The 23,614-nt window shown below is 37.5% G+C and carries 18 protein-coding genes; 3 read left to right on the forward strand and 15 right to left on the reverse strand.

Annotated features, from left to right (window positions below; translation table 11 throughout):
• Positions 1-192 precede the first annotated feature (192 nt).
• The gene (locus GMB86_RS05075; protein WP_155217460.1) at positions 193-1,929 is read left to right on the forward strand and encodes an AAA family ATPase; all 1,737 of its coding nucleotides are present in this window, start codon (positions 193-195) and stop codon (positions 1,927-1,929) included.
• Between the two features lie 202 nt (positions 1,930-2,131).
• Here the strand turns inward: GMB86_RS05075 and GMB86_RS05080 are convergent, their stop codons facing one another.
• The 5 genes from GMB86_RS05080 to ilvN all read right to left on the reverse strand — a co-directional run bounded on the left by GMB86_RS05080 (position 2,132) and on the right by ilvN (position 8,314).
• Positions 2,132-2,839 carry a YjjG family noncanonical pyrimidine nucleotidase gene (locus GMB86_RS05080; protein ID WP_155217462.1) on the reverse strand — a complete coding sequence of 236 codons (708 nt, stop codon included), beginning with the start codon at positions 2,837-2,839 and terminating at the stop codon, positions 2,132-2,134.
• A gap of 89 nt (positions 2,840-2,928) precedes the next feature.
• Positions 2,929-3,741: an alpha/beta fold hydrolase gene (locus GMB86_RS05085; protein WP_155217465.1), complete on the reverse strand. Its 813-nt coding sequence runs from the start codon at positions 3,739-3,741 to the stop codon at positions 2,929-2,931.
• 312 nt (positions 3,742-4,053) lie between these two features.
• On the reverse strand, positions 4,054-5,409 hold the full coding sequence (locus tag GMB86_RS05090; protein WP_155217467.1) for an IS1182 family transposase: 1,356 nt from the start codon (positions 5,407-5,409) through the stop codon (positions 4,054-4,056).
• 284 nt (positions 5,410-5,693) lie between these two features.
• Entirely contained in the window at positions 5,694-6,623 is a 930-nt protein-coding gene (glsA, locus tag GMB86_RS05095; protein WP_155217469.1) for a glutaminase A, read from the reverse strand.
• 218 nt (positions 6,624-6,841) lie between these two features.
• The gene (ilvN, locus tag GMB86_RS05100) at positions 6,842-8,314 is read right to left on the reverse strand and encodes an acetolactate synthase small subunit (protein WP_196220128.1); all 1,473 of its coding nucleotides are present in this window, start codon (positions 8,312-8,314) and stop codon (positions 6,842-6,844) included.
• Positions 8,315-8,579: 265 nt separating this feature from the next.
• On the opposite strand from ilvN, the gene GMB86_RS05105 reads away from it, so the two are divergent.
• Positions 8,580-9,482, forward strand: coding sequence for a LysR family transcriptional regulator (locus GMB86_RS05105; RefSeq protein WP_155217473.1), 903 nt, complete (start codon positions 8,580-8,582; stop codon positions 9,480-9,482).
• Positions 9,483-9,708: 226 nt separating this feature from the next.
• On the opposite strand, the gene GMB86_RS05110 is transcribed toward GMB86_RS05105, so the two are convergent.
• The 3 genes from GMB86_RS05110 to GMB86_RS05120 form a co-directional block, all read right to left on the reverse strand.
• Positions 9,709-11,436, reverse strand: a complete 1,728-nt coding sequence (locus tag GMB86_RS05110; protein WP_196220129.1) for an Ig-like domain-containing protein — start codon at positions 11,434-11,436, stop codon at positions 9,709-9,711.
• 442 nt (positions 11,437-11,878) lie between these two features.
• Positions 11,879-12,718: an aldo/keto reductase gene (locus GMB86_RS05115; RefSeq protein ID WP_329602761.1), complete on the reverse strand. Its 840-nt coding sequence runs from the start codon at positions 12,716-12,718 to the stop codon at positions 11,879-11,881.
• Between the two features lie 239 nt (positions 12,719-12,957).
• Positions 12,958-14,013, reverse strand: a complete 1,056-nt coding sequence (locus GMB86_RS05120; protein ID WP_155217475.1) for a DUF5105 domain-containing protein — start codon at positions 14,011-14,013, stop codon at positions 12,958-12,960.
• A gap of 404 nt (positions 14,014-14,417) precedes the next feature.
• On the opposite strand from GMB86_RS05120, the gene GMB86_RS05125 reads away from it, so the two are divergent.
• Complete coding sequence (locus tag GMB86_RS05125; protein ID WP_155217477.1) at positions 14,418-15,548, forward strand: TcaA second domain-containing protein; 1,131 nt, start codon at positions 14,418-14,420, stop codon at positions 15,546-15,548.
• Positions 15,549-15,824: 276 nt separating this feature from the next.
• Here GMB86_RS05125 and GMB86_RS05130 read toward each other — a convergent pair whose 3' ends face one another.
• The 7 genes from GMB86_RS05130 to GMB86_RS05160 form a co-directional block, all read right to left on the reverse strand.
• Complete coding sequence (locus GMB86_RS05130) at positions 15,825-17,207, reverse strand: amino acid permease (protein WP_329602762.1); 1,383 nt, start codon at positions 17,205-17,207, stop codon at positions 15,825-15,827.
• Positions 17,208-17,717: 510 nt separating this feature from the next.
• A complete protein-coding gene (locus tag GMB86_RS05135; protein WP_155217479.1) occupies positions 17,718-18,140 on the reverse strand; it encodes an OsmC family protein in 423 nt (140 codons plus the stop codon).
• A 24-nt stretch (positions 18,141-18,164) separates the two neighbouring features.
• Positions 18,165-18,923: an amino acid ABC transporter ATP-binding protein gene (locus tag GMB86_RS05140; protein WP_155217482.1), complete on the reverse strand. Its 759-nt coding sequence runs from the start codon at positions 18,921-18,923 to the stop codon at positions 18,165-18,167.
• Between the two features lie 15 nt (positions 18,924-18,938).
• The gene (locus GMB86_RS05145) at positions 18,939-19,583 is read right to left on the reverse strand and encodes an amino acid ABC transporter permease (RefSeq protein WP_155217484.1); all 645 of its coding nucleotides are present in this window, start codon (positions 19,581-19,583) and stop codon (positions 18,939-18,941) included.
• Between the two features lie 17 nt (positions 19,584-19,600).
• Complete coding sequence (locus GMB86_RS05150) at positions 19,601-20,413, reverse strand: substrate-binding periplasmic protein (protein WP_155217486.1); 813 nt, start codon at positions 20,411-20,413, stop codon at positions 19,601-19,603.
• A 30-nt stretch (positions 20,414-20,443) separates the two neighbouring features.
• A complete protein-coding gene (locus GMB86_RS05155; protein WP_155217488.1) occupies positions 20,444-21,073 on the reverse strand; it encodes a TetR/AcrR family transcriptional regulator in 630 nt (209 codons plus the stop codon).
• Positions 21,074-21,986: 913 nt separating this feature from the next.
• The gene (locus tag GMB86_RS05160) at positions 21,987-23,348 is read right to left on the reverse strand and encodes an aspartate kinase (protein WP_155217490.1); all 1,362 of its coding nucleotides are present in this window, start codon (positions 23,346-23,348) and stop codon (positions 21,987-21,989) included.
• Between the last annotated feature and the right edge of the window lie 266 nt (positions 23,349-23,614).

Consider the following 23,614-nt stretch of genomic DNA (forward strand, 5'->3'; position numbering starts at 1 on the left):
TCACATTTTCTTCTAATATGTTTAATGTTAGAAAACTTTTTCGTAGAGATTTAAAATGATGGGTTTGAACCTTACTATTTCAAAAAGAAAAAGTTCTACAAAATCAGGGAGTACCTCTTTTCATTAAAAACGTGGTATCATTTTACTTAACCCTCCATAGTTATATGAATATTCACTAAAAGGAGCGAGGTCATGAAGAGATACCATTGGATTAAATGGCGAACATTCCTTATTTGGCTCTCAATTGTCGTCATCATCGGTGTTTTGTTATGGATAGGCGGGCCAACATCTTGGGGTATTGCTTTTGCGATTATAGGCATGTTATTCCAGCTGTTTTTTGCCGTACTCATTATCATCATTCAGTTTGTCGCACTATTTTGGTTTCTGGCTCGAGGCCGTACATACTGGATTATGCCGGGTGAGACAGGGTCCACTTGGGATGATTACAGAGGTAACCCTGAAATTGTCGAAAATGCCAAACGGATTGTAACCTTACTTAAGGGAGTAAAGGAATTTAAAAAAATGGGGGGTGAAGCGATCCGGGGAATGCTTCTTTGCGGACCACCGGGTACAGGAAAATCCTATCTCGCTCAAGTCATCGCGAATGAAGCCCAAATTCCCTTTGCCTATGCATCGGCTCCAAGTTTTCAAAATATGTTCTTTGGTGTAGGGAACTTGAAAGTGATGAATCTCTACCGAAAGGCAAGAAAACTAGCCAAAGTATACGGTGCCTGCATCATCTTTATCGATGAAATCGACGCCATTGGGATGTCTAGGCAAGCAAGCGGAGGCGGAGGAGGACTCGGGGCGATGTTCGGTATGGGCGGTGGCTCGGGTCTACTCAACGAACTGCTCTTACAGATGGACCCGCCGAACATTGATAATTCCCGCTTTGCTAAGTTTCTTCGCTCCCTTGGACTGCGTCGTAAGAAAGCCGAACGACGTGCCGTGTTAACCATTGGGGCAACCAACTTGCCAGATGTTCTTGATCCTGCCTTACTACGACCCGGACGTTTTGATCGAAAACTTTGGGTCGATTCGCCCGACTATGATGGACGTGTCGATGTCTTCCAATATTACCTTAAAAAGGTGAACTGTGACGATTCCCTAACTCCGGAGAAAGCAGCATTAGATACGATTGGCTATAGTCCAGCACAGATTAAACACATCGTTAACGAATCGATCGTGATCGCTCATCAACGTGGCTCTCAAGACGCCAGCTATGAAGATTTCCGTTCCGCCATGGAGACCTATGAGTGGGGTCTTAAGCAGCCACTTCGCTCAATGAATGAAGATGAGAAACGAAACGTCGCCTACCATGAAGCCGGCCATGCCGTTGCACAGTACTTATTAAAGCCTCATGAACGGGTCTGGAAAGTGACGATTATTCGCCGAGGCGGTGCTCTTGGTCTAGCTGCGACGAAGCCAACACACGAGAGGTATAATCGAAGTGACAGTGAAATTTTAGCAGAAATCCAAGTTTGTTTAGCAGCACGGGCTTCTGAAGAAACGTTTTTAGGGAAAAAATTAAATGGGGTAACATCCGATTTAAAACAAGCCACGGAGCTCGCTGGTGTTTACCTCGGAATGGTTGGCATGGGTGATGAGCTATTCAGCTGGCTATCCATAGGTTCTCCGGCTGATGCTCTTAAACAACTTCGTCCAAAGATTAACGTGCTTTTGAAAGATCAAATGAATCAAGTCAAAGCATTAGTCAAAGAACAGGCAGAATTCGTTCATAACATTGCAGAAGAATTATTGAAACGCGGGGATCTTACAGGTGAGGAAATTGAAGAAATCTATGTTCAACTGAATGGTCATCCTCGATCCGAAGTGCCAGAATTAAAAGTACATGCTGATTTGGAATCTATAACTTCAATTCATAAGAATACATCAACAGAAAATGATCAAAAAGACTCTGATAAATAAAGTGAAGCTTCCATCAGTGGGTTTTCTTCATTCCCCACTGATGGTTAGCTGAACCAATCGGACCTTTACGGGCAGTTGACCCCCACCTATCTTCTTTGAATACTCCAGGATCTTGGGGGTCTTACTGCCCGTTAAGGCGGGATAAAGGCTATTTTTAAGGGGTGTCAATTAAATTTTGCCCCCTTTTTTAAACGTTTATTGATCAGCACTGACTAACAGACTTTATATTCACGATATCATAGAGTTCCTCAAGTTTTTGGATTTGATAGGTTGGTTTAATCTTGGTGTGGTTAGGTGTCATTTCAGGATTGAACCAACACGTATCGATTCCGGCTACCTCGCCACCTTTTATATCAGAGGTTAATGAATCACCGATTATTAAGGTTTCTTCCAAAGAAAAATGAGGAATTTGGGCAAACACATAATCAAAAAATTCCTTCATTGGCTTTTGAAACCCTGTGTCTTCTGAAACAAAAATATCCTTAAACAAAGGAAATAGCCCTGCGTCACGCAACCGTTTGTCCTGAGTCTCAGCAACACCGTTCGTCACAATATATAAATCAAACTTGTTTTTGAGATCTTCTATTAATTCAATTGCCCCACTAATCAGCTGATGACCCTCTTTCAAAAAATTACGGTATTTCATTCCTAAACTAAAGCCATCGACCTCTTGTCCATACTCCTTAAATAGTAAGGAAAAACGTGTACTCGCAATTTCATCACGCTCAATTTTCCCTTCTTCAAAAGACCGCCATAATCCTTGATTTATTTGTTTATACCGTGCCTCAATATCTATGGTTAAAGGAATACTTTGTTCCTCAAAAAGTGACCGCAAAGCAAAATCTTCCGCTGCCTGAAAATCTAAAAGTGTATCATCTACGTCAAATAAAAGCGTCCGATAATGTTTCAATATTCCGCCCCCATTCTAACTTTTTTATCTATTATAACACGTTTAGTCACGACGGATTATAGACTCATAGATATCCCCAAAATCCTATATTACCCTATAAATTTTGCTAATTCTTGATTGAATTTGTCTCGCTCATCCCAAAATAATCCGTGACCACTATATTCAAATGGGACAAGTTTAGCATTTTTTATTTCTTGTTTTTGAGCCTCTGCTAGTGGAAAATGACATACTTTGTCATGAATGCCATGCAGAATGAGTGTAGGAATCTGAATTTCCCCCATATCTTGAAATAACTTTTCTTCGTATAACCATGTGTTGGCAACCTTTGCCGTTGACCAACTTGCCGCTTGTAATCCTAATTGAAAAAACCAATCCGAAAAAGGCTCTGTGATATGTTGGAAGAAGAACATGTTACCAAATCCCTGTAACATATTCGGACGGTCATGATAAGTATCTTGAATAATTTGCTTGACATCCTCTGTTTTAAGTCCATAAGGAAAATACGGACGTTGTATAAGACTAGGTGCCGCAGCTGCAAGAAGAGCTAGCTTTGAAACTCCATACCCACGATGCCTCGCTACATATCGAACGGCTACAGCTCCTCCTGTAGAATGACCTGCAAGCGTAATATTTTGTAATTTGAGAGCACCAATGACACTTCGAACATCATCAGCTAAGCGATCATAATCATATCCTTCCCAAGGTTTATCTGACTGGCCAAATCCTCGAAGATCCATGCCAATACAACGATAACCCATTTGGGAAAGCTGATTAAATTGATATTCAAACATCTTGTGATTCGCCGGCCAGCCATGAATAAATAAGATCGTCTTTTGGCTCATCCGATTGATATCCTCTACATAAATATGCACATCCGACTCTACTCTCACGTAATATCCCAAGTCGCTACCCCCGTTAATAAAAGTCTCATGGTAGAAACTATATTCAAGGAGACATCCTGTCTTAACCAGAAATTTCAAAATTCACTTTTAAATTTTATAGTATCGCTCTCTGCATAAAAACAACGACATACTAAGCGCATCCGTGTAATCCCTATTTATTAATAAAAATATTGTTTCCCTTAGCAGAAAATAATTGGACCTATTTACTTCTTATCTTGTTACATTTTTTAAATAACTGAATCAATTTCATAATTCCATATTTTAAAGAAACATAGACCTGCAGAATTTTGATACTTTTAAAAAATTTTAAGTTTAAGCAACTTGTTGTTGATTTAACATGGCATTGATGCGATCAGCAGCTAATTTTGAAGCATTATAAACTAAAGTCACTAGGTCAAAATGAACTTTGGCACGTTTTCCAGTACGATAACGAACATTGTTCAGTTGAAAGTATTCCTTGAGATAAGCATTTACACGTTCCACAGCAGTACGACGTTTAAATATCGTTTTCCAAGCTTTTGATCCTCGAGCTGGTGCTGTATATTTTCTAAGATCTGTTGTGATTTTCACTTTGTACACCTTTTGACAGAGACCTTCGTTAGCTAAAGGACAGTCTTTGCATTCACTAGGCCGAGTGTATTTTAGTGTTTCATATTTTTTATCAAAACTATCATAACGATAGGAATGCTCACGGACACAAGTAGGTGTGAAATGTTTATCGAAGCCAATAGGTTCAGGCTCATTCCGTTTATTATAAGCAATAACAGCTTGATGTCCAATTCGATGAATTTGCGAATAAATAGGTTCGAAATCATAACCTGCATCCATTGTTTCATAACGTAGAGTTGGAATAGGCACTCGCCCTTGAATCCCTTTTAATAAAGGAATCGCTGCCTTTCCGTCATTCAGATTGCCAGAAGAGAAGAGCGATTGAAGAATGTATTGGCTCGTTGTTCCAACAGCTAAGTGAGCCTTATAGCCGTACCAAAAGACATTTTTCCCTTCGCTATTCTTCTTCACGCCCCACTCTGGATCTTGGGGAATCTCAGCACGAAGCTCGGCTAAAGGAACGTCCAACTGATCTTCAATTTTCTTTTCAAAAAGAGGGGTACTGGCTTCTCGTTCTGCTTTTTCAACCAACCATTGTTCGCGGTCTTCCTTTGATTTGCGCCCACGCTTCTTAGGTTCAGTTTTTGGTTTTTCCTCTTTTGGAGGTGCCTGATCTTTTGCTTCAAAGTGTGTAGCATCAATGGCAACTGTATCGTCCGTGATAAATTCTTCTGTGATCGCTTGATGAAGAAGTGTTTCTTGAACCTCTTCCATAACGTTCGATTCACTGATGATCGTAATCATTCTTGAATAGGCAGCTTCTGAAGGTACCGAATCGGATACCAAAAAACCGCAGTCAAGACGGAAAATCAAATCATTCTTTAAGCGTTTAATTAAATCTTTAATGAATGGAATCCGTTCTGAAATTCTAGCAACCAAGGAGTAAATCATAGCTGCATAATTTAGCTCAACCGGTCTGCCAAAACGTGATTTTTTCGTTACTAAAGCAAAGATTGGATCAATGTCAATAGTAGAAAAAATAGCCTCAAATCGCTGGGTAGGTTCTAAATCATATAATTCTTGCAGGTCAAATAGGCTTCCTTGTCGTATAATAGTCATAGGGAGTCTTCCTCCAGTCTTAGAGTTAGTGTGGTTACTTACTCATTTCGACATTTTGGGGAGGTACTCCTTTTTTTGCGTCTCAGAAGCCTTGAGGCTCTAAGGGTTTAATTTATGAAATTGATTCAACCGTTTCACAATATTTAAAATAATGTATTAATTCAATGTCTAAAAATTGTACTAGTCTTCTACTATCATCACCGGGGAGATGGGGTCTTTCAAAGACTTAAGGATTCGAGGAGCTGGGTGCATTACATTCAAGCTTGCTACGCGGGGTAGTTCAATTAAAACATACTTAATGAATATTTTTCTGCCAGCATTTCTAATAATTTTACCCCGGCAACGCTATTTCCTTTGTCATCAAGGGCAGGTCCTGAAATGCCAATGCCAAACCGGTTTGGGACAGCGCCTAATATGCCGCCGGACACACCACTTTTTGCCGGAATGCCAACACGGACCGCAAATTCACCTGATGCATTATACATCCCGCATGTTACCATAAACGTTTTACATAGACGGGCAACATGCGCTGGCATGATTCTTTTTTTTGTAACTGGATCGATGCCACCTAACGCAAATACGATTCCAATTCTCGCCAAATCTAAGCAATCCACTTCAATTGCGCATTGTTTTGTATATAAATCTAACAGCTCTTCCACGTTTTCATCAATGATGCCATGCTGTTTCATGAAATAACATAAAGATCGATTTAAATGCGACGTTTCGAACTCAGACTGCGCCACTTCTTTTGAATAGTGGATCTCTTTATTTCCTGTTAGCAATTGAATAAAAGATAAAATACTTGTAAATCTTTCTTCAACAGAATTTCCTTTAATCATATGAGTCACAGCTAGTGCTCCTGCATTGATCATCGGATTAAGCGGTTTGGATGGCTTACTCATTTCTAATTTCACAATAGAGTTAAAAGGGTCACCTGTAGGTTCATAGCCAACTTTACTGAAAACAAGCTCTTCTCCACGCTGAATTAATGCAAGCGCAAGCGTCAATACTTTTGAAATACTTTGAAGTGTGATTTTTTCTTTTACATTCCCTGCAGAAACATACTTTCCATCAGGAAAATAAATCGCAATGGATAAATCATCGCGATTTGCCTTGCTTAATGCCGGAATATAATCTGCCACTTTTCCCATCTTGGTGTAATGTTTTGCTTTTTTTAAAAATGTTTCTAATTCACTATTTGTTTTACAAGGCATATAAGGTCACCAACTTTTTTTGGAATATAAATATGTCATCTGTTATTGATTTTACCTTTATCTTCACTTGTTTAAACGGTGTCAGACCATCTTTCTACACCTATAAGGTAGAAAATACTCTCAGTCATCAATGAACAATAACACCATATGAATGCCAATCAAAATAAACCCAATGAAAACCTTTTAACGTTTTCATTGGGTCGTGTCATTTTTTCACCTTATTCTACTGTAAGTTCTCTGACTTGTTTCTCTGCTTTTCTATCCATAAACCAATAGTACATACTAAGCAGTATCATCCCTGTCATTAATATTGTATACCACTCAATAGCTTGATTTAGCCCAATCCAATGCGCAATAAATCCTAGACCTAATACAGGGAGACTCACGCCTAAATACGTTAATACATAAAACGATGCAATGATGTCACCACGTTGTTGATCTGGCGAAATGTTATTCGTTAATGCCAGACTACCTGCAAAAGTTGGACCATGTCCAAAGCCAATTAAAACAGTTGTTAAAAATAACAAGACAAGCGATTGTGTTAATAATGTTAAAACTAAAGCTACGAGCCCTAAGATTAATAGAAGATATCCTGTTAACACTAAACTTTGCACGGGTAACTTTTTCAGAGTGAGTTGACTAACGGTTGAAATAATAAGAACAAGAGCAACGATGGCTCCCGAAATAACTAAATTAGAACTCCCAACTAATTGATTCGTATAACTCGGAATAACCGAAAGCATTAAACTCATGATTGACCATGCCACGAAAGATGTCATCCCAGATAAATAGAATCGTCCACGAATGGCATTTGGCACAAAAGGCTTATGAAGTTGAATCGTTTTTCGGGGTCTAACTTTTTCACTCATATATAGTAATCCAATAAAGCCTGGAACGGCGAGTAAGATATGGATGAGATACGATAGTTTCGTCGGAAGCGGGGCATATTCGCCCAAGAACCCGGATAATATTGGCCCAAGTGCATTACCTACTGTAACAGCCATTGCGCCAATGAAAGCCGCTTTGATTCTGTTTTGTTTTTTATCTAATTCCGTTAATGCTGCAACGGCAACCCCATTTAACATACCTACGGACAGACCTTGGAAAACGCGAGAGATTAAGAGCATAGTAATATTGTTTGATAGGACAAAGAACAGAGATCCAATGATCGAAAACATCACACCTGGGATGAGTAGTTTTCTTCTCCCCAATTGGTCTGATAACTGTCCAGATATAATAATCGTTGGAATCACAACAATGGCATAGATGGCAAAAAGGAGCGTAACCATACCTGGTGATAAATGCCATTCTATACGGTAAACAGCTAACAATGGGGAAGGAATATTCGTTCCGAGAAGCGTGATGAATAGACTATAGGCAACCAGCCAAAATGCTACGGTACGATTGGAAAAAATAGAATTTAATCGGTTCCCAATGATATTCAGCGCGGGATTCTGATCAATGACATTCACGTGAATGACATCGATTAAATTTTCGAGCTGCTTTAACACTTTTTCAAGGTTGTTATCCTCTGTTGTAAGAGAAATTTTCATTCGGGAAGTATGTTGTTCTTTATACTTTCCAACCGTTAATGTATCGATATTAAGTCCCGATTGACTAAACAAACTAGACACTTTAGTTAATATTCCAGGCTGATCTTTAACAATAACCGAGATTTGGCGCGTTTGCATGGGATCCATTCCTCCTTCTCTTTTAGATGATGTTTAAAAAGTCTGGGAAAAAGTGCTGCCAGATTTCTACGTCAGCTTACTTATCCTTTCCTCAACCATATGTTTCAGTGCACTAAGCTACTCTTCCTTGAATTTCTCAACTCTTCCGTCCACCATTAAATTTCTTTAAGTATAATTTTATGATATCATCCTATTAGGTATATGGATAATATCTGTTTTATCTGTTTATCATACCTAAAAGGTATACTAGTCAGGGGGATCATTGATGGATATTAGACAGCTCCGCTATTTTTTAGCTATAGCCAAAGAAGGGCAAATTACTCGGGCAGCAAAGAAACTGAATATTGAACAACCCCCATTGAGTCGGCAATTAAAAATGATAGAAGAAGAACTCGGTGTCACGTTATTTGATCGAAGTGGAAGACAAATGAAATTAACCGAAGCCGGAACCATTTTACAAGCTAAAGCAGAAAGTATTATTCAACAACTCAATGAAACGGTGACTGAGATACAGGAAATAGATCAAGGAATCCAAGGCATGCTTTCCATTGGTTCAGTATTCTCATGCGTATCCTTATTACCGGAAAAAATAGCTTTGTTTCGTGAACACTATCCACGCGTCACCTTTAAAATTTTAGAAGGGGATCATACCGTATTAGGTGAGTATTTAGAGAGCCGGAATATTGAATTGGTCTTGACAAGACTGCCCTTTGAATCAAATTATGATCCAATTAGATATTCAACTCTTAGTCTACCCTCCGATCCTTTTGTCTTTGTGGTGCCCAAAAAACGGAATTGGCGCCCCTCGCAGTCTTCCTTTCTATTAAAAGACTTAGAAAATATTCCCCTTATCGCCTTAAAAAGTGACCGAACCATTCAACTGAATGAAAAAATCGTCAACGAATGTCGACGACTAGGTTTTGAACCAAATATTATATGTGAATGTTCAAGTGTTTCTATCACCATTGCCTTAGTTATCGCTGGCATAGGTGTGACCATTCTTCCAAAATCAGTTCTTTCTTCCTTTTCAATCTCTGATATAGAGTTATTTGACTTACCTGATATTACAGTCCAATCGGAAGTGGGGATTGTATGGCTGAAGAACCGCTATCTTTCAAAAAGTGCCAGGCGGTTTATTGAGTTGTTTGAATTAGATAATGAGGAATAGTACTGTCTTGTCAACGCGTTTATATCTTAGATTTAGAAAAAGAAGGCGAACTTGAAAGTATAGCTATTCAACTTAAAAATATTGTTTTAATGGACTAATAAAGGCATTAAACAGAGCAGGAAATAGTCTCCTGCTCTGCTATCCGTTCTTTATTGAATTCCCACCATTCAATATACCTATTTTCAAATTAGCTCCGAAAACGACAAACCGTCATAATCACAAATACTTACTGTTTTCCACGAGCGGTTTTATCACTAACTGTCAACTGCACTTCTTGACTAATATTTCCGGCGGCGTCTTCTGCATATACACTTACTTCTGTGCCGAGTTTTTGTTTTTCAATCTTGACATTGAATTTACCTTTTTTATTAGCTGTAGCACTACCTAGTTCGGTATCTCCAGCTTTAACAATGACTTTAGTGTTCGCTTCTGCTGTTCCTTTGACAACTTTATTCACGTCGGTTAAACCGTCAACCACTGGCTTTTCCGGTGCTGTTACGTCTTTTTTCTCAATCCCAAACTGATCGATGATGTATGGTTCCATCCCTTTATTCCGATCGATTTCATACGAAACTACTGTTAATCGATTTTCATCAATCGTTACACTGGCGAAGTTTTGAATTGCTCCACGAACTGGTCTCGATGAATCTTCTGGATCGGAACCGTATTTTGCTGCATGGTTTTCTTCCGCAAGTTCAAACTTGTTGTAATATGCTTCTCCCAGTATTGGATCTTGATTTTTGTAATAGACTTTCGGACCAGATGTAGCCGGAATAAAATAGATCGACCCATCCGGATTTACCGAATATTCAATGGTCTGTCCATTTTTTATTTCTTTAATTTTTGTTGGTTCTGTTGCTTCGTTATCTTCATTAATCGGTTTAGAGCGGGCATAAATATGATCGTGTCCTTGGAATACAAAATCGACGCCTAATTCAGCAATGACGGGTGCAATTTTGTTTCTAACACCGTTTTCGCCAATAATATCCTCGTCTGTCGCATGATTTGAGGTTGTATAGGGTCCTTTATGCATTAAAACAACAACCCATCTTGCGCCATTGGCCTTCGCTGCTTGAATATCTGACTTCATCCATTCCATTTGTGCAGGTGTGAAATCTCTATACTTTTCGGATGATTCGTTGTTATTTAATACGACAAAATGCGTATTGCTGTAATCATAGGAGTAATAAGCACCTGTCGTTGTGTCACTGTTTGGTACCTCTTGTATGTTAAAGTGATCAATAAAAGCATTTGGCTGCTTTTCATGGTTTCCAGCAGCAGGTGCAACCGTAGTATTTCCCCAAGTTTGTTTACTATTGTCGATTAACCAGTCCCACTGATCTTCCATGCTTCCTTTATCAACGAAATCACCGGTCACTGCCATAAAGTCATAATCTTTTATCGTCTCCGCTGCTTTATTAAAGGTTTGGGCTGCTAATTTGGCTTCTTCCTCTGTTTTCGCCTGTGGATCGGTGAGGTTCATAAACGTGAACGCACCTGATTTAGGAGCTGTTTTAACTGTTCCTACTTCGCTCCATATACCAAGTTTCTCGTCGCCAACTCGATATTGATATTCCGTATTGGCTTTTAAACCTTTTGCTTCCGCTTTATGTACGACCTCTTCTTTATCATTTGTCGATACATAGCTGATTCCTTTAAACTTTTTTGCTTTCTTAAAATTAGGGCTTTTACTTGTTTTTTCTATGATTTGCAGATCACTCGCCCCAGATGCAAGCGTTGTATACCAAGTGAAACCTTTTGTCGTCTTGGTATCCCCAGTAAACGTAAGAATAACCTTTTTCACGTTCCCGATTGGAGCATTTGGATCAGGGGTAACATTCGAAGGACTCTCCGCTGCGTCTGCTGGCGTACTAGGAGGGACAATAAACATACCTAACGCTAAAACGAACACTGCGGCAATGGCTATTACTCTTTTAAAAATAGTAAACTTCAAAATTTGCTTCCTCCTCTTAAATAGTTAAATAGATTTTCTACCTATTTCCAATTCTACAGAAGGAATTTAAACTAAATGTTAACTGAGTATGAATATTTCTTAAAGTTTCAATATTTATAAGATTAGTATCCGTATCTAATGAATTGATAACGAATGCTAATCTAGTAAAACTTGTGGACAGCAATAGAAGGGGGCAGCTCTATCATCCAAAGTGTAAGAATCGGTTAAACTCGGATAAATAATTTCACAAAAATAAGATTCTTAACTTAGGTGAAGAGTGGTAGAAAAGTGATGATGTCAAGTCAGTCTCTATATATTAAAAATCCTTCTTAAAAAGAATCAAAATCCTAAAAAATCACTTTAAATTAGTAATACGAGTAAACAATAAGAGCATGTTTTGAACTAATATGATCAAAACATGCCCTAATAGAGTCTTTTATTATTAAAATTCCTCGTATTTTGCCGGATCCTGATTTTGCAAACGACCATTTGGCTGACTCAACTTACCAATTGTTTGCATTTCTTCATCAGTTAACGAGAAGTCAAACAACGACAGATTCTCAAGTTGTCGCCCTGGAGATGACGCTTTAGGAATTGGCAATGCGCCAAGCTGAATATGCCAACGAAGAATAATTTGAGGAATTGACTTTCGATGACGATCTGCAATTTTTTGGATCGTGCTATCCTTTAAAACTTCACTTGCTCTTCCAAGTGGACTCCATGATTCTGTCACAATGCCATGTTCCTTATCAAAGGCTCTCTGTTTTTCTTGAGAAAAGTAAGGATGCAGTTCAACCTGATTCACACTTGGGGTTATACCCGTTTCTTGAATCAAGCGTTCCAAATGTTCCGGAAGAAAGTTACAAACGCCAATCGAACGAATAAGTCCCCATTTCTTAGCATCAATCAAGGCTCTCCAAGCATCAACATACAGATCCTTGCTTGGATTTGGCCAGTGTATGAGATACAAATCATAATAATCTAGACCCGCTCGTAAAAGAGATTCTTGAATCGTTGTGATAGCCTCATCGTAGGCGTGGTGACGTCCAGGTAACTTAGATGTGATACGCAATTGCTCACGCGGGACTGAACTGCGCCTTACCGCCTCACCCAGCGCCCCTTCATTCTCATAGTTAAAGGCTGAATCAAGCAAACGATACCCTACATCGATCGCGCTTACTATCGTGTTTGCACCCGCTGTACCATTCAATTTATACGTACCAAAACCGATTGCTGGAAGTGTTAAACCGTCATTAAGCGTTATTTCTGGAATGTCAGTCACTAGCGATCTCTCCTTTCTTATTACTATTAATTTAGCATTCCAGAATCTTTAAGTCTAACAAACTGCTATTCATATTCATTTTTTAAAGTGTTCAATAAAGAATATCGTATATATAGTTAAAAGAGTAGTTATTAGGGAATGAACATACAAGAATTTGATTCGTTTAACAATATATGTTTAATACGTAAAAAGACCATGCAGTGGTCTTGAGCTGCATGGCATAAGGTCCATTTACTGTATTAATAGCTACTTCCAGACATAGCCTTCATGAAGTATTCATAATCATAGTTGTCTGAACTTTTTACGGTATCAATTTTCCATTTATCTCCTTCTTTCTTAAGATTAATGCTGTAATCATCTCCTGTTGATTCTGGAGTTGTATTATCGAAGACATCACCTGCATGTTTGATCGCATATTCGACAAAGGCTTTTTGGGCTTCATATGTTGACGAGTATTTCCCTTTATTGTCATCAACAAATTGTTTACCAAGTTTTTTTATCTCTTCGTCCATGTTATCAAACAACAAGACTTTTGGCGTTACTTTAACGGTTGCATTCTCAGGGAAAGCTGAGTCTATTTTCAACTCAACACTTCCTTTGTTCGCATTTGCAGATTTAAACTCATGATAAACATGCTTCAATTCTTCTTGAGACATGTCTCCAAATTCGTTAGTTGCGATGTCCTTAAACACCGATTCAACCTGTTTTTTATCTTGGCTTGCGTTATTGGATACCAAAGATTTATATTTTGGATTTTCTTTATCAAAGAAGACCGTTTGGATATAGGCGTTCAGCGCATCCTTGATTTCTTCTTGATTATCTTTGTAATCTTTTGCATTCACTTTAAGAACAATATCTTTTGTTTTTTCAACCATCTTCGGTTTAAAATGCAGTTCATATTTTTGATCTTTGGCAACTCTAAAGACAATAAAACCAGTTGTAGATTTCCCTTTGGGAAGATCTGCGGCATCGAGCCGTTTGAAGTTATCGGTTTCATCATACACGTTCTCGTCTGAAACTTTTTCATTATTTGAATCATATAAAGCAAAATCTGCTTGATCAACATACAAAGTATCTTTTGAGTCGTTTGTAACACTAACATTTAACGCAAGAAGCGCATCTTCATCCGTATTTTCCTTTCCATCGCTCGTGATATAGGTCCCATTTTTGATCGAAACTTTGGCGATATCTGATGTAGCTTCTCCCTCTTTACTCGTTTCACTCTTTTGACCGCATCCAGACACTAATAAAACAAGTAAAAGCCCCACCAAAGATAGCCACTTCACCTTCACCATCTAATGACCTCCCATAGTTAAAATAAGGGTGTTACTACTTTTCACTGGGTAACGGCATTTTACTTAATTGCCACTCAGTTCACTTTTATTTAGAAATGAGTTACTCCAGTGTCGAAATTCTAAAGTTATTTATACTGTTTAAATCATCAATTATGTTAAATACAAGCTAAAAAAAAGAAAAACGAGTCTAGCTTAGTCTATAAAAAATCCGTTTTCACAAGAATTAACTCGAATCATGTCTTAGTGAGAAGGATCAGAACCCATTTGATGCCGGAAATTTATATATTATAGAAAGGATGGAGGGAGTCAGTAAACAACGATGAGTTTTTGAATTGCATTTAATATTCACGTTCTACAGTAACAATGAATAGACTAGGCCATACAGGAAGGGGTGTGGGGATATTGTGAGTCAAATATTCAAAAGTAAATGGATGATTATCACGGGTATTCTCCTTTGTCTTGGTGTATTGACATTTATCATTATTGGTCAGCGTCTGGCATCTCCAAATAGAACGCTCGAGAAATTTAACACAGCTATCACAGGTGGCCATGTCAAACAACTTCAGGAAATCTTAATATCAGGAGACAAAAAAGTCGAAATAAATGATGAAGCATCAAAGGCACTCATTAAGCACTTCAAGGAGAATAAAACCGTTTATAAAAAAGTGCAGAATCAACTAAAACAGGACATCGAAAAAGAAAATAATGACTCAAGCAGACTATTATCTCTGTCACCGTCAGGGAAAACGATGCTGTTTTTCACCCAATATAAAGTCAAAGTTCAACCTCAGATGATTACTGTCTCGGGCAAACGTGACAACGAAAAAGTAGAATTAGAAATTAATAATCAAGTCATTCCTGAGACAGGCAAAAGTCAGACGTACGGTCCTGTTTTTCCAGGCAGTTATCAGGTAAAGAAAAAAGTGATAAATGAGCTAGGCATTTTTATAAAAAATGAAAAGATTTCAGTTTGGGACAAAGAAAATTCAGTTACGGTTGATTCGAAGACCTGGATACAGGATGACCCGAACATTCAAAAGAATATTGTTCAGACAGTCCACCAGTTCAATCAGGAAGTTTCCTTATGGGAAACATCTGAATATGATCCCGCAAAACTGACATCTGCAACCTCAAATGTCCAAGAATATCAGACATCATTGCGGAAACCGGAATTTAATACGGTGAAAAAATATATCTCAGAGATACAATCAGCCTATCTAGGTATGGTTGTTGATATGGACAGCATCGACATTTGGTATAGTGGTGATCGTTGGAATGCTTCACTCGATGTTTTAGTATCTTATAAATATGGAATAAAACTAAAAGGCAAACAACAATTCAAAGATTTATCCTATAAGCGCGGTCAACAAATTCATCTCATTTTCGACAAAGAAGCGAAAAAATGGTTGATCAATGGGTTAGATAATAATTATGTAACGGAAAGCACGGTTGATACATGGGATCATAAGGAAGATGTGAAAGTTTCCACCCCAAAAGTACAGACTTGGCATTCAGGAGGAGCGACTAACCTGTAAAATTAGGAAAACCATATCATTCATTTTACTTAACTTATTTGTGATTTCTTTCATCATTTTATTAAATGAAATGAACCAGTTATTTAGTAAGTTCGAGATTGAATATCTATGTCCAAGGAATAGTAATAGCTATGCTCCCAGTTTTTAAAGTATACTGTCCCCCTTCAACAACTTTTTAAAAAAACACCTGCGTTCTTATTTATAAGTACGCAGGTGTGATTAAAGCATTTATTTATTTTATGAATACATGACTATTGCTCTACATCTTTTTAATATTTACTTCTTTCCCTCGTCGATAGGAGGTTCAACAGACCGTTTACCAATACCAACAGCGTAATAACTCATGGCAACAAGCCCTAAGAAAATAACTCCGACAATTAGCGATAGACGTGTGTCATCATTGAACCACATACCGATCAATACGATGATTAAAAAAGCCATTGTTAAATAATTTGAAAAAGGCGCAAAGGGCATTTTGAATGGGTGTTTTGCCAATTCTGCTCCTTTTACTTTTCTGAATCGCATTTGACTTATTAGAATGGTAAACCAAGGTATCATACCCGGGAGAACACTTGCACTATAGACATAGACAAAGATCTTTGGTGGCGCTACATAGTTTAAGACAACACCAACGGCTAACCCGATGAGAACGGCAATCGTACTGTATAATGGCACACCATTACGCGAGAGTTTCATAAATAATTTCGGTGCTTGTCCATTTTCTCCTAATGTATAAAGCATCCGTCCAGCACTAAAAATTCCACTATTACAACCTGACATGGCGGCTGTAATGACGACAAAGTTAATAATCCCAGCTGCTGCCGTGATCCCAATTTTTGCAAAAGTAGAAACAAACGGGCTTCCAAGTGAACCAAGCTCATTCCAAGGATAAACCGTGACAATAACAAAAATGGCTCCAATATAAAAGATTAAAATACGCCAAATTGTACTTTGTATCGCATTGGTTAACGTTTTTTGTGGATCTATCGCTTCACCAGCTGTAATTCCAATGAGTTCAACCCCTTGATAAGCGGCAATGACAAGGGATAGGGCAAAGAAAAATCCTGTAAAGCCATTTGTAAAGAAGCCTCCATGCGCCCAAAGATTTGATAAGCCGATGGCGTCTCCTCCATTGCCAAACCCGAAGAAAATAAGACCTATTCCAGCAACAATCATCAATACAATGGTCACGATTTTAATCATCGCAAACCAAAATTCAAATTCTCCAAACGATTTAACAGAAACTAAATTCGCTGTTCCAAGAATGACCATGACAATAATGCCTGGTATCCAAGCAGGTAACTCCGGGAACCAATATTTCATATACTCCCCAACAACAATAACTTCTGACATCCCAACAATAACCCATTGGAACCAGTTACTCCATGCCGTCATGTAACCTGCTAGTGGATGTATGTACTTATGGCCAAATGTTGCAAAAGAACCTGTGCTTGGTTCTAAGTATAACATTTCGCCCATGGCACGCATGATAAAAAAGATAAATATACCAGCAATGGCATAAGCCAGTAAGACAGATGGACCTGTCCAACCAATCGTGCTGGCCGAACCCTTAAATAACCCAACGCCAATCGTACCACCTAGAGCAATCATTTGGATGTGACGCGCACCCAAACCCCTTTTCATTTCTTTGTTCGCCACTTCATTTCCTCCTCTTAGATGATCAAGTGCCTAAAAATACTTCAGGCTTACGATGTTGTTTAGAAATGATGAAGTAGGCATCACTTTTTCAATCTATCTTAAAAGCTTACCTTTAAATCAATCCCACTTCATATGCACATTTCAGCAATTAGAAAGAAATTTTTCCCTTTCATTATTATCACCAAACGACCTCTTTATAATAGTAAATTCCTCCGAAAAAAACAATTGTTTATTTGAGGTAGACACTTCGTTAAAGTAAAAAAACAAAAAAACTTAGAAAAGATATACATTTTAGTATAATTAAAAGCGTGGGTAGTGGCCTTTTTTTCTATATTTAGATCTGAAATGTCTACGAGCTTTAAGGGTAAATTCTTAATAATAAACTTGGATTAAAGACATAACACAAATCACCATTTCTACTGCATTTAAAAAGACTTCACTTTGATAGAAGTATCAAAATGAGGTCTTTTAATAGTCTCTATTTAATCTATCCTTTTTATAAAATAGACTTTATCCTGAGATGGATTCCTTACCATTTAGTATTAAACGGTATGTGATATTTGCACTTAAAGAATTCGAAACGGCACAATACTTTTCTTTTCCTAAGTTTATAGCACGCCATAATTTTTTACCATCAATATTACCTTCAATTTCAAAGACCAATTCAATATCTGTAAACTCTTTAGGTAATTCTTCGTTTCTTTTTCCATCTGTATGAATTTCGAGTTTAGTTATAGTATCGAGATGCGGCTTAAGAATCATTGTAACGTCTATACCTATACACCCAGCTAGACTTACAAGCAACATTTCTGTAGGAGTGTTCCCGCTATTATCTCCTCCATACAACTCCGTTGCATCCATTTTCAATGTATATCCAGACGGTCCTATCGCTTCAAAAGCTCGTTTACCTAGCCACTTTGCATCTATCTTCATGTTACTCAGTATAATCTTCCTCCCTTATTCCCCATGTACGTGTTCTGTTATCTGTTTGATAAATTTCTTTGCCCGTTCACTAGAGGGCTGGGAAAAAAACACTTCTGATTTTGTATCCTCTTCTATACAGCCATCAGCCATAAAAATAACTCTATCCGCTACATCTTGGGCAAATTTCATTTCGTGCGTGACAACAATCATGGTCATTCCTTCTCTAGCAAGCGTACGCATTACACGTAATACTTCTCCTACTAATTCAGGATCAAGAGCAGAGGTTGGTTCATCAAAGAACAGCACATCGGGTTCCATTGCGAGTGCTCTTGCAATCGCGACACGCTGTTGTTGTCCACCGGATAGTTTCGATGGATAGAAGTCTTTTCGATCTAATAACCCCACTTTCCCCAGCATTTCCTCGCTTTTTAATCGAGCCTCTCGCTTATCCATTTTTTTCACCACGATTAAGGCTTCCATAACATTTTCAAGTGCTGTTTTATGAGGATATAAATTATATTGTTGAAAAACCATCCCAGTATTTCGGCGTATCTTCTGAATAATTTTCTTTCGTTTTTTTAATGAATCTTTCGCATCCACTACCAAACCCGAAACTTCTATTGAACCTTCAGTCAGCTCTTCCAACCCGTTTAAACAACGTAGCAATGTACTTTTTCCAGATCCACTGGGACCAAGAATGACAACGGTTTCTTGATCTGCAATTTGTAACGAGATATCTTTTAATACTTCTAATTCACCAAATGCTTTGCTCAAATTCGTTATTTTAATCATGGGTTCATCCTCTGCCTAATCATATTTTGATAACCTTTTCTCAACCGAATTTAAAATGGAAGAAAAGACAGTACTCATGATCCAGTACATGGCTGCAATGGATAGATAAAATGGCAAATAGACATAATATTGCGCAACAAGCAATTGAGCAGATCTCAGTAACTCATTTACTGTAATAACAGAAACTAATGATGTTTCCTTCAACATACCAATAAAGGTATTTCCCATAGGTGGAATCGCTATTTTTGTAGCTTGGGGAAGTATAATTCTTCGCATCGTCTGCCACGGTGTCATTCCAGTTGCATACGCCGCTTCCATTTGTCCTTTTGGAATAGATTGGATTGCTCCTCTAAATGTCTCCGATAAAAATGCACCAACATTCACACTTAATGCAACAAATGCTGCAGTTAAAGGTCCTATGGTTATTCCAAAATCCACCAGACCATAATAGACAATAATGATTTGAACTAATGCAGGAGTACCTCGAATGATTGAAACATAGCATTTAGCAATCCATTGAAATAATCGATTTCCCTTTAAGCGAGATAAAGCGACAAGCAAGCCAATCACTAACCCAAAAAACATTGAAACAACAGTGATTAACAGGGTGTAATAAGCACCCTTAGCCAGAAATCCGAGATTTTGTATAACTAAATCCATAAATACTTGTACCCTCTCTATTTACTATTGCCAAACCACTTATTAAATATTTTATCGTATGTTCCATCCTTCTTCATATCGGTTAATGCCTTATCTAATGCTTTAACAAACGTTTTATTTCCTTTACGTACCGCAATTGCTGCTTTATCGGATTTAATTGGTTCGCCAACCGTTTTCAACTTAAATCCATTTTTTTCAACAATCGGTTGTAAAGCATAAATATTATTAACTGTGGCGTCTATCCGTCCTGCATCCAAATCCTTTAATGACGTGATGACATCATCATACGTTTTAATTTTAAACTGTCCTACTTGCGGTAAAACCTTTGTACGAAGATATGTTTCGTCGTTTGTCCCTAGGCCAACACCAACGTTTTTACCCTTGAAATCTTGTAAAGATTTTATGGTGTTATTATTTTGTTTTACAATGATTTTCACATCATTTGTGATGTAAGGTTGAGTGAAATCCATTTGTTTTTTACGCTCATCTGTAATTGTCATTTGAGAAATAACAGCATCGAATTTTTTAGACTTTAGACCAGGTATCATTCCAGAAAACTCTTGAGAAACAAATTTGGCTTTTACACCTAATCCTTTGGCAACTTCTTTTGCGATATCTACATCAAAGCCATCCATTTGTTTTTTATCATTTAAAAAGTTGTAGGGAGCATATGTACCCATAACCCCTACTTTAAGTGTTCCAGAATCTTTAACCTGACTTAAGAGGTCGTTATCTCTCGCATTTTCCTTCCCACATCCACTTAATAATAGAGAAACTGATAATATGCTTATAAATGAGAGCAGAATAGTTTTACCTTTAAATATGTTCATATGTAATTCTCCTTAACTCAATAATTGTTTTTAATTTCCTAATAAACCATAAAATTCAAAGGTTGCAACTTCTTTCGCCAGTTTCTCTGGTGACTGTTGCAATATAAACTCATCTGAAAAACTCGGGTAAAACAACCATCTCGCGATAATCCCTTCAATCATACTCATTAACAATGCAGCAGACATATGTGCATTGTTTGAATTAGACAGCATCTGTAATTGCATAGCTCTTTCAATATTTTTTTGAAAGGCTCGTTCTAACTTGAATTTTGTTTCATTAATAGCCAGTACAATTGAAGATTCGCCTTCCAACCCTTTAAGTAATAATTCCATTAAAAATCTGTTTTCTTCTGCAAAAGTAAAAATTTCAAAAAATAATTTTTCGGAAGCTTTAACAGCATCTTGAGTGGTTGCAAATTCCCTTCTATATCCTTGGGATATCACACCGGTCAACTTATGTTGTCCCTCTTGGATAATTTCAAGTGCGATGGCTTCCTTGCTTTTAAAATACCAATAAAACGTTCCTTGAGAGACTTCTGCTTCTTTTACGATGTCTGATATTTTTGTTTTATGATATCCTTTTTCAGCAAATAACTTAATAGCAATAGTCAAAAGTTCATTTTTCCTATTCCTGGACTCTTTTATACACTGTTCTTTCATAATCCACCCCCCTGACTGACTAGTCAGTTGTTAATGTAATCCTATCTGAGAAGTGAGGATTAGTCAATGATTTTTGTGCAATATTAGAAATTAATTTATACGTTGTACGATTTTTATTCCGATACGTGCCTATATTCAAAAAAAGAACATAGAATCTACTTTTTCAAACTCTACATTCTTCCATATAATTCATTAGAGAATGATCGTGTTGCTCTGAATAAAAAGTGATCAATCCATCCTCTACAAACGACCAAATCGAGTAGGAGGCTAGTCATTATTTGACTAGCCGACCTCTCACACCACCATGCATTCGGTCCCGTACATGGCTGTTCAACCTTTTAAGTATCGTTTCTCATAAAGTTGTGATAACTCTTTGAGTCCCCACTTTGTGAGATTATCTTTTGGTATTGCTCCATGTAGGATTTCGCAACGAGATATTCGCCAATAGCTTTTCCTAGGATTGGCCAACTTCATGGCGTCATCATGCCCTGTATATATTTCCGAAGCATTTTATATTTTGTTCGTGTTCTCTTCCATCGTTTCCAGATTAATTGTCTATCTTCTAGGTATGCTCTTAGTCTTTGATGATGTTTCGTGTCAAAGTAAACCTTTAAGTCACAGTCTACTGTGATTCTATATCCTTCTTGATAATATTGCTCTACTTGTTTTATGGGCACCCTTTCGATTTGCTAACAGTTCCTACTGCCAAGCCTGTAGTGGACTTTCACCACCAAGTTACCACCCATGCCGGGCGCACTAAAAAGAATCCATTTTGAACAAAATATTCAAAATGGATTCTTCTCAACAAACCTATGTTCATTTTCTATATAAAACTAAAACACAATTTAACATTCTAAGAAAAGTGAAACAGTATAACTATTAAACTGGAATGTTGTCCAAGATTTTCTTATATTTAAACCATAACTCTTACAAAAAATTCTTCATATAAAGCTTGTACAGCTTTTTTCTCAACGGCTTCCTTCACGCCAAACATCATGCTGACTTCGGATGAACCTTGGTTAATCATTTCAATATTGACATTTGCCTCGGCCAATGCCTTTGATGCTCTAGCTGCCGTTCCAACGTTTTGGCGCATGCCTTCTCCCACAAGCATGATGAGTGCTAGATTGCGTACAATCTTAACCTCATCCGCTTGAAGATCTTCGATAATCCTTTTAACAATGTAATCCTCTAACTTTTCATCGATTTGGTTTTGCCTTAAAATAACCGTAATATCATCAATACCTGAAGGAATATGTTCATAAGATAACCCAAACTCTTCTAATATTAATAATAGTCTTCTGCCAAATCCAATTTCTCTGTTCATTAAATATTTACTAACATAAATACTGCAAAATCCTTCATCACTGGCGATTCCAACGACAGGTCCATTTGTATTTTCTCGCTCATTTACTATTTTTGTGCCGGGTGCTTCCGGATTGTTCGTATTTTTTACATTGACTGGAATTCCCGCACGAAAAGCCGGAATAAGGGCCTCATCATGAAATACAGAAAAACCGCCATAAGAAAGCTCTCTCATCTCGCGATAGGTCAGTTCACGAATTTCTTTAGGATGATCAACAATGTTAGGATTTACAGCATAGACCGCATCGACATCTGTAAAATTCTCATAGATATCTGCTTTAACACCATTTGCCAAAATAGAACCTGTTATATCCGAGCCACTACGTGAGAAAGTCACGACCTCGCCAGTTTCGTTATAGCCGAAGAATCCTGGAAAAACAATAATACCTGATTTTTTTCGTAATTCATATAAACGCTCATACGACTCTGGTAACACTTGCGCATTCCCTGGGTCATTACTGACTAAAAGTCCTGCATCTTTCGGTGAAACATAATGGGCATCTAACCCTTGATGTTTAAAAAAGGCTGCAATCAGTTTTGCATTGTTATCCTCACCACTTGCTTTTACTGATTCAATAAAAGAATCTGGATTGCTTTTGTCCCCATTAAGTAGAGATAAAAGATCATCTGTTATCGTTTGAATAATATCATTAGAAAGATGAAGTTCTTTGGCAATACTATGATATCGATCAATGATAGTCCCAAAAATATCACTTGCATCCTCATTTTTAAGATATTTATCTGCACAACTAATCAATAAATCCGTTACTTTTATGTCACTAGAATTTCGTTTTCCAGGAGCAGAAACGACAACGATTTTTCGATCAGGATCTGACGTAACGATGTTATATACTTTCTTTACTTGTTCACCCGAAGCCAGCGAACTTCCACCAAATTTAACAACTTTCATATCTGACAACCCCTACTGTTGTAACTTACCGCAAATTTATACCTATTATTACTCTTTTCTGATAAAGAATCAACCTTTTTCCACGTTAGATGAACAATTGTTTACTAGAAAGATACACATGTTGTTTGATATCAATAAAGTAGTACTTCAAACGAAGGGGACTACTACATTAGTGTAGGACCTATTTGGGTCAATAAAAAGACCATCCAATTGTCTTTAAAATATATGACAAAGGATGGCTTTTTTATAAAAACTAATAATTTGTA

The organism is Terrilactibacillus tamarindi (assembly GCF_009718825.1).
Lineage (GTDB): Bacteria > Bacillota > Bacilli > Bacillales > Sporolactobacillaceae > Terrilactibacillus > Terrilactibacillus tamarindi.

Bases quoted from the DNA above. Each gene is read 5' to 3' on its own strand.
- GMB86_RS05075 (WP_155217460.1), top strand. From the start codon at position 193: ATGAAGAGATACCATTGGATTAAATGGCGAACATTCCTTATTTGGCTC.
- GMB86_RS05090 (WP_155217467.1), bottom strand. From the start codon at position 5,409: ATGACTATTATACGACAAGGAAGCCTATTTGACCTGCAAGAATTATAT.
- glsA (WP_155217469.1), bottom strand. From the start codon at position 6,623: ATGCCTTGTAAAACAAATAGTGAATTAGAAACATTTTTAAAAAAAGCA.
- ilvN (WP_196220128.1), bottom strand. From the start codon at position 8,314: ATGCAAACGCGCCAAATCTCGGTTATTGTTAAAGATCAGCCTGGAATA.
- GMB86_RS05105 (WP_155217473.1), top strand. From the start codon at position 8,580: ATGGATATTAGACAGCTCCGCTATTTTTTAGCTATAGCCAAAGAAGGG.
- GMB86_RS05120 (WP_155217475.1), bottom strand. From the start codon at position 14,013: ATGGTGAAGGTGAAGTGGCTATCTTTGGTGGGGCTTTTACTTGTTTTA.
- GMB86_RS05135 (WP_155217479.1), bottom strand. From the start codon at position 18,140: ATGAAGATAGATGCAAAGTGGCTAGGTAAACGAGCTTTTGAAGCGATA.
- GMB86_RS05140 (WP_155217482.1), bottom strand. From the start codon at position 18,923: ATGATTAAAATAACGAATTTGAGCAAAGCATTTGGTGAATTAGAAGTA.
- GMB86_RS05145 (WP_155217484.1), bottom strand. From the start codon at position 19,583: ATGGATTTAGTTATACAAAATCTCGGATTTCTGGCTAAGGGTGCTTAT.
- GMB86_RS05150 (WP_155217486.1), bottom strand. From the start codon at position 20,413: ATGAACATATTTAAAGGTAAAACTATTCTGCTCTCATTTATAAGCATA.
- GMB86_RS05155 (WP_155217488.1), bottom strand. From the start codon at position 21,073: ATGAAAGAACAGTGTATAAAAGAGTCCAGGAATAGGAAAAATGAACTT.
- GMB86_RS05160 (WP_155217490.1), bottom strand. From the start codon at position 23,348: ATGAAAGTTGTTAAATTTGGTGGAAGTTCGCTGGCTTCGGGTGAACAA.